This is a genomic window from Pseudomonas sp. LB-090624, from assembly GCF_003205205.1.
Classification (GTDB): Bacteria; Pseudomonadota; Gammaproteobacteria; order Pseudomonadales; family Pseudomonadaceae; genus Aquipseudomonas.
In genome coordinates this window covers 285,792-293,194 of the sequence record NZ_QJRL01000004.1, presented here as the reverse complement: position 1 = coordinate 293,194, position 7,403 = coordinate 285,792, and the positions used below count along the sequence as shown (strand labels likewise).

Genomic DNA, 7,403 nt, shown 5'->3' with positions numbered 1-7,403 from the left:
GTGGTGGCGGAAGCGGAAGCGGCGGTGGCCACGGCAATGGCGGCGAAGGTGGTGGTCATGCCGGCAACAGTGGCAGTGGCCATGATGGCCGAGCCCACGACGGCAATTCGAACGCTGGGCGCAGTAGCAATCATGCTGAAGCGGGTGACGATCATGGCAACCATGTTGGCGGTGAGCCCGGAGATGATCATGGTAATCATGTCGGCGGTGAGCCCGGAGATGATCATGGTAATCATGTCGGCGGTGAGCCTGGCGATGACCACGGCAATCATGTTGGCGGTGAACCAGGTGATGATAACGGCAACCATGTGGGTGGCGAACCGGGTGATGACAACAGCAGAAGCTGATTGGAGCTGACTCGCAGCGGCCCATGCAAAAAACAGCGGACGGGTTTTGCATGGTCAGCTTCCGGCCTGTCTGGCCATTACCATGTCCTTGCGATGAGCGCCGACAGTTTGTTCTTGTACCTGTCGGGGAGTACCTGCAGTTTATGTGGGATAATTTCCCGCGTTGTATGCTGGATTCCTCTGTCAAGGAATGCGCTCAATGCAATCGCCTACCTTGCCCCCGTCAATGTTAAGCGCACTGCAGCGTGTCATGCGCCCGCTGGTGCGCCTGATGCTGCGCAAAGGGGTTACCTACACAATGTTCGCCGACCTGCTCAAGCAAGTGTTCGTCGACGTGGCCCATCATGAGTTTCGCCTGAACGAGACCCCGCCAACCGATAGCCGCATCAGCTTGCTTACAGGCGTACATCGCAAGGATGTCCGGCGGCTGCGCAGTGATGCGGGCAAGGCGCCCGAGGCCCTGCCGGCAAACATTACCCTGGGCGCACAGTTGGTCAGCGTCTGGACCACGAGCCCACCGTTTTGCTCGGCGCCTGGCCAGGCGCTGCCGCTGCCCCGGCTAGCCAGCGTGGGTGGCGATTGCTCGTTCGATGCCCTGGTGGCCAAGGTCAGCACCGATATCCGGGGCAGGGTGGTGCTGGATGAGTGGTTGCGCCTGGGTGTAGTGCGGCTGGACGAGCAGGATTGTGTGCACCTGGAAGCTCAGGCATTCGTGCCACAGAAGGGCTTTGACGAGAAGGCGGCGTACTTCGGCCACAACCTGCACGATCATGCCTGCGCTGCGGTGCACAACCTGAGTTGCGAGGGCCAGCCGTTCTTTGAGCGCAGCGTGCACTATGATGCCCTGAGCGCGGCCAGCGTCGAGCATCTGCGTGACGTGGTGGCCAAGGACGGCATGCAGACGCTGCTAGCCTTCAGCCGGCTTGCCGCGGAGCTGGAAAGCGTCGACACGCCCAGTGAAGAGCAGCGTCAGCGCATTACTGTCGGGCTTTATTTCTACACTGAAGCTACCGACCCCGATTCGTCGAAGACACCCGGCCCATGACCCTTCTTGCGCGCTTCCTCAGTGCCGTCACGTGCGCTCTGGTTTTCGGGGTGAACCTACTGGCGCCTGCCGAGGTGGCCGCAGCGCCGGTGTGTGTCAGCCGGGATGAAGTGGGGATGGCCGGTGCCGCAGGCCTGCAGTTTCCAGGCGGTACTGGCGGGACCGGTGTACGCAGCGAAAACGGCGGTGTCGGAGGAACGGGTGCGCCACTTCCGCAACGCCCCGGCGGCACCGGCGGCACGGGGGCGGTTGCCGAAGGTGTGGACGGTATCTACTTAGATCACAGCCAAGGCGGGGTGGGCGGTACCGGTGCGCCAATCCTGGGCCCGGGCGGCACGGGTATCGTTGGCACCATCACCGGGTTCGCCTCAATCTGCGTAAACGGCATGGAAGTGCACTACGGCAAGGACGTACCGGTGAGTGAGAACGGTGCCCCTGCCCACACGGGCCATCTGGCGATCGGCCAGGTGGTGGCGGTCGAGGCATTCGCCACCCAGCGCGGCCTGCAAGCAGGGCGTATTTCGATTCTCCACGTGTTTGAAGGGCCGTTGACCGCGCTGCCCAATGCCTCGGCACCGCTACGGGTCATGGGCCAACCTGTGCGGCTTGCTGCTGGCGCGCGGGTAGCTGAAGGGTTGCGCCCAGGTGAGCCGGTCAGGGTCAGTGGCCTGCGGGATGCCCGCGGCGAAGTGGTGGCGACCCGTATCGAACGCGCACCTGGCCTCAAAGAGGCCAGTGCCATTGGTGCAGTGGATAGCCCAGGCAGCTTGCAGGGGCTGAAACTGGGAACCCGGATAGCCCCGGCTCGGGAGCTGCTGGTGCGCGGCCAGTGGACGGGGCGCCAGCTGGAGGTGGCGCAAGCTCGCCCAGACCCGAGCCTGCCGTTTGCTGGGCGTGCCCGGCAAGTTGTGGTCGAAGGACTGGTGCAGCGCACACAGGCGCGACAATGGGTGGTCGCCGGCATTAATGTGACGCTGAGGCACCAGACCGTGATTGTCGGCAGGCAACCTGCTGCCTTTGCGCTTGATCAACGCGTCCGGGTGAGTGGGGTGCTCAATGGCAGCCATGAACTGCAGGCAACCCGCCTGGAGTTCCAGGATGACCGTGCCGAGAATCCGGACAGAGGGCACTCAGGGCATGGCAGCGGGCAGGGCATTAGTGGTGGTGGCTCCAGTGGCAGCGGCCATGGCGCGAGCGATGCCACCCACGTTCGTAGTGAAAGCAATGATGACCACAGTGGGCGGGGTAGCTCTGACCGTGTTGACACGTCTGGCAAGTCCGAACAGGTAGATACCGTGGAATCACGCGAGAACACCGCCAGTGGCCGCTCCGATCGGGTGGAGAAGGCCGAAGTCGAAAAGGTTGAAAAAGTCGAGAAGGTAGAGAAGGTAGAGAAGCTCGGGAAACCGGACAAAGTCGAGAAGGTTGAGAAAGTCGAGAAAATTGAGAAACCTGAAAAGGTCGAGAAGGTCGAGAAGGTCGAGAAGGTCGAGAAGGTCGAGAAGGTCGAGAAGGTCGAGAAGGTCGAAAAGGTCGAAAAGGTCGAAAAAGTAGAAAAAGTAGAAAAGCCGGAAAAGGTAGAGCCCCTCGAAAAAGTAGAGCATCCAGAGCGATCGGGGCGGTAGCCAACTAGGCTGGGGTAAGGTCGATCACACTTGCCAAACAGGTACTGAGATGCCGATGAGACCTGCGCTTACTCTTATCGCCTGCGCGCTGTCATGTACCGGTGCTTCAGCCGTGGCCGATAGTTTCAGCATCGCCACGGGATTGGACTATTCCAGCGGTGACTATGGCACCGGTACCACGTCGGAGATCTGGTACCTCCCGGTGGTTGGCAAATATGAGGCTGGGCTCATGACCTACAAAGTCACCGTGCCCTGGTTACACATCACCAACCCTGAAGTAGGCCCCAGTGGTGACCCTTTGCCCGGCGGTTGCCATGATGTAGAAAGCGGGCTGGGCGATACGGTTGCCAGTGCCGGGTATGCGTTGCTCGACGGCAGTGACGGCGGGCTGATGCTGGACCTGATCGGCAAGGTCAAATTCCCCACCGCTGATGAAGACCAGTGCTTGGGCACCGGCGAGTACGATTACACCGCTCAGGTCGACATCACCAAAGGCTTTGGCCTTGTCACCGGCTTCGCCACACTAGGCTGGAAAAAGTTTGGCGACCCGCCTGACAGCAAGTTCGACGACCCGATCTTCGCCAGCCTCGGTTTCGCCTTGCCGGTGGCTGTCGGCACATCGGCAGGCGCCTCCTATGATTGGCGGCAGAAAGTGGTCTCGACCGGCTCGCAGATCCGGGAGCTGACCCTGTTCCTCACCCATAAGCTTAACCAGCAGTGGAAAGTCCAACTCTATGCGGTCAAGGGCTTCTCGGATGCCAGCCCGGATGCCGAGGGCGGGCTGATGCTGTTTCACACGTTCTGACGAAAAAGCCCCTGCCCCGATGCTTCCCTGTGGGGACGTCGGGGCAGGGGCTTTTCAGGCTTCAACCGTTTTTAGACAGGCTCGGCCCACATGTCGTATTCGTCGGCATCCACCACACGGCAACGTACCTTGTCGCCTGGCTTGAAGCCGTGGTCGCCGTCGATGAACACGCTGCCGTCGATTTCCGGCGCATCGAAGAAGCTGCGGCCCACCGAACCTTGTTCTTCCACTTCGTCGATCAGCACCTCGATTTCCTTGCCGATGCGCAATTGCAGGCGGGCAGTGCTGATGGCCTGCTGGTGGGCCATGAAGCGGTCCCAGCGCTCTTGCTTGACGTCGTCCGGTACTTCGGCCAGGCCCAGGTCGTTGGCCGGGGCGCCTTCCACCGGCGAGTACTGGAAGCAGCCCACGCGGTCGAGCTGGGCTTCGGTCAGCCAGTCCAGCAGGTACTGGAAGTCTTCCTCGGTCTCGCCCGGGAAGCCGACGATGAAGGTAGAGCGGATCACCAGCTCAGGGCACTGCTCGCGCCAGTTCTTGATGCGCGCCAGCGTGCGGTCTTCGAAGGCCGGGCGCTTCATCGACTTGAGCACTTTCGGGCTGGCGTGCTGGAACGGGATGTCCAGGTACGGCAGGATCTTGCCGGCAGCCATCAGCGGGATCACGTCATCGACGTTCGGGTAGGGGTACACATAGTGCAGGCGGACCCAGGCCCCCAGGCTGCTCAGTGCTTCGCACAGTTCGAGCATGCGGGTCTTGACCGGGCGGCCGTTCCAGAAGTCGGTCTTGTACTTGACGTCGACGCCGTAGGCACTGGTGTCCTGGGAGATCACCAGAATTTCCTTCACCCCGGCCTTGACCAGGCGCTCGGCCTCGCTCAGCACTTCACCCACCGGGCGGCTGACCAGCTTGCCACGCATCGACGGGATGATGCAGAAGCTGCAGCTGTGGTTGCAGCCTTCGGAAATTTTCAGGTAGGCGTAGTGGCGCGGGGTCAGCTTGACGCCCTGTGGCGGCACCAGGTCGATCAGTGGGTTGTGGTCCTGGCGCGGCGGCACGACCTCGTGCACCGCGTTGACCACCTGCTCGTACTGCTGCGGACCGGTGACCGACAGCACGCTTGGGTGCACGTCACGAATGTTGCCTTCTTCGACGCCCATGCAGCCGGTGACGATGACCTTGCCGTTTTCCTTGATCGCTTCGCCGATCACTTCGAGCGATTCGGCCTTGGCGCTGTCGATGAAGCCGCAGGTGTTGACCACCACCACGTCGGCGTCCTCGTAGGTGGGCACGACTTCATAGCCTTCCATGCGCAGCTGGGTCAGGATGCGCTCGGAATCGACCAGGGCTTTTGGGCAACCCAGGCTTACGAAACCTACCTTGGGGGTGGCGGGCGTGGTGGACATGACTAACCTCGGTATTGAATGCAGGTCGCCCGGCCGGAATCGGGGGCGATCTTGATGGGCGCTTTCGGCGCCTCTGATCAAAAAGTGCGCAATTCTAGCGAGCGCACGGTCGCTTGACCAGCAGAAATACGACGAACGCTGCGCTATGCTTCGCGCCGTTGCGCCAAGGTCCATTCGAGGGCCTGGTGGCGAAGTGAATACTAAAGGCCGTGAAGGCCGTCTGCGGGAGTGGTCGATGGTTCAGGCAAGCAGTCACGCTGAGGGCGGGCACGAGGGGAAGCAGGGCGCGGCGCGGTCCGTGGGCCTGCTCGTGGCAGCGGTCGGGGTGGTTTATGGCGATATCGGCACCAGCCCTCTGTATACCCTCAAGGAAGTCTTCACCGGCGGTTACGGGGTGCCGGTCAACCATGATGGCGTGCTGGGGATCCTGTCGCTGATCCTGTGGTCGCTGTTGTGGGTGGTGTCGTTCAAGTATGTGATGTTCATCCTGCGCGCCGACAACCAAGGCGAGGGCGGTACCATGGCACTGACCGCGCTGGCGCGGCGGGCCACGGCGGCCTACCCGCGGTTGCGTACGCTGATGGTGATCTGTGGCCTGATCGGTGCTTCGCTGTTCTATGGCGACAGCATGATCACCCCGGCGGTGTCGGTGCTGTCGGCGGTGGAGGGCATGGGCCTGGCGTTCGACGGCATCGACCACTGGGTGGTGCCAATTTCGCTGGTAGTGCTGGTGGCGCTGTTCCTGGTGCAGAAGCACGGCACCGAGAAGATCGGCAAGCTGTTTGGCCCGATCATGGTCACCTGGTTCGTGGTGCTGGGCGCGTTGGGGGTGCATGGCATCTCGCAGACCCCTGAAGTGCTCAAGGCCGTCAACCCCGGCTGGGCGGTCAACTTCTTTGTGGTGCACCCGGGCATGGGCGTGGCCATCCTCGGCGCGGTAGTGTTGGCGCTGACCGGTGCTGAGGCGCTGTACGCCGACATGGGGCACTTTGGCCGCAAGCCGATCGCCAGGGCCTGGTTCATCCTGGTGCTGCCGGCGCTGGTGCTCAACTACTTTGGCCAGGGCGCTTTGCTGCTGCAAAACCCGGAGGCGGCGCGCAACCCGTTCTACCTGCTGGCGCCGGGCTGGGCGCTGCTGCCATTGGTGGGGCTGGCCACCATGGCCACGGTAATTGCTTCGCAGGCGGTGATTTCCGGGGCCTTCTCCCTGACCCGCCAGGCCATCCAGTTGGGCTACATCCCTCGCATGCATATCCAGCACACGTCCAGTGACGAACAGGGGCAGATCTACATCGGTGCAGTGAACTGGACGCTGATGGTTGGAGTGGTACTGCTGGTGATCGGCTTCGAGTCGTCCGGCGCCCTGGCGGCAGCCTACGGGGTGGCGGTAACCGGCACCATGCTGATGACCACTGTTCTGGTGTCGGCGGTGATGTTGCTGCTGTGGAAGTGGCCACCGGTGCTGGCGGTGCCCATCCTGATAGGTTTCCTGTTCGTCGATGGGCTGTTCTTCGCCGCCAACGTGCCGAAAATCTTCCAGGGCGGTGCCTTCCCGGTGTTGGCCGGGGGTGTGCTGTTCCTGTTGATGAGCACCTGGAAGCGCGGCAAGCAGATCCTGGTAGAGCGCATCGATGAAGGCGCACTGCCGCTACCGCTGTTCATCAGCAGTATCCGCATCCAGCCGCCGCACCGGGTCGAAGGCACGGCGGTGTTCCTTACCGCGCGCTCCGATGCCGTGCCGCATGCGTTGTTGCACAACATGCTGCACAACCAGGTGCTGCATACCCAGGTGGTGTTGCTGACAGTGGTCAGCGAGGATCGGCCTCGTGTACCGGAGCACGAACGCTTTGAGGTGGAGGCGTATGGTGACGGGTTCTTCCGCGTGCTACTGCACTTTGGCTTCATGGATGAGCCGGATGTGCCCGCGGCGTTGAAGCTGTGCCACCTGGATGACCTCGACTTCACGCCGATGCGCACCACGTACTTCCTCAGCCGCGAGACGGTGATCGCTTCACGGCTGGAGGGGATGTCGCGCTGGCGTGGCAACCTGTTCGCGTTCCTGCTGAAGAATGCCAACGGTAACCTGCGCTTCTTCAACCTGCCGCTGAACCGGGTGATCGAGCTGGGGACCCAGGTCGAGATCTGATTGCCAAGGGGCCGCAAAGCGGCCCCTGTCAA

5 protein-coding genes and 1 pseudogene are annotated in these 7,403 nt (G+C 62.3%); 5 read left to right on the top strand and 1 reads right to left on the bottom strand.

Going from position 1 to position 7,403, the window contains the following annotated elements; all coding sequences use genetic code 11:
• The 4 genes and pseudogenes from DMX11_RS26185 to DMX11_RS07050 all read left to right on the top strand — a co-directional run.
• Window positions 1-347 (top strand): annotated as a pseudogene (locus DMX11_RS26185) (hypothetical protein); the annotation flags it as partial.
• 199 nt (window positions 348-546) lie between these two features.
• Entirely contained in the window at window positions 547-1,392 is an 846-nt protein-coding gene (locus DMX11_RS07060; protein WP_110743830.1) for a DUF6502 family protein, read from the top strand.
• Window positions 1,389-3,017: a DUF5666 domain-containing protein gene (locus tag DMX11_RS07055; protein WP_110743829.1), complete on the top strand. Its 1,629-nt coding sequence runs from the start codon at window positions 1,389-1,391 to the stop codon at window positions 3,015-3,017. The genes DMX11_RS07060 and DMX11_RS07055 overlap by 4 nt, the downstream gene beginning before the upstream one ends.
• Window positions 3,018-3,072: 55 nt before the next feature.
• A complete protein-coding gene (locus DMX11_RS07050; RefSeq protein WP_110743843.1) occupies window positions 3,073-3,822 on the top strand; it encodes a hypothetical protein in 750 nt (249 codons plus the stop codon).
• A 71-nt stretch (window positions 3,823-3,893) separates the two neighbouring features.
• Here the strand turns inward: DMX11_RS07050 and rimO are convergent, their stop codons facing one another.
• On the bottom strand, window positions 3,894-5,225 hold the full coding sequence (gene rimO, locus DMX11_RS07045) for a 30S ribosomal protein S12 methylthiotransferase RimO (protein ID WP_110743828.1): 1,332 nt from the start codon (window positions 5,223-5,225) through the stop codon (window positions 3,894-3,896).
• A gap of 235 nt (window positions 5,226-5,460) precedes the next feature.
• Between rimO and DMX11_RS07040 the strand changes: the two genes are divergently transcribed.
• Complete coding sequence (locus DMX11_RS07040) at window positions 5,461-7,371, top strand: potassium transporter Kup (protein ID WP_110743827.1); 1,911 nt, start codon at window positions 5,461-5,463, stop codon at window positions 7,369-7,371.
• Window positions 7,372-7,403 lie beyond the last annotated feature (32 nt).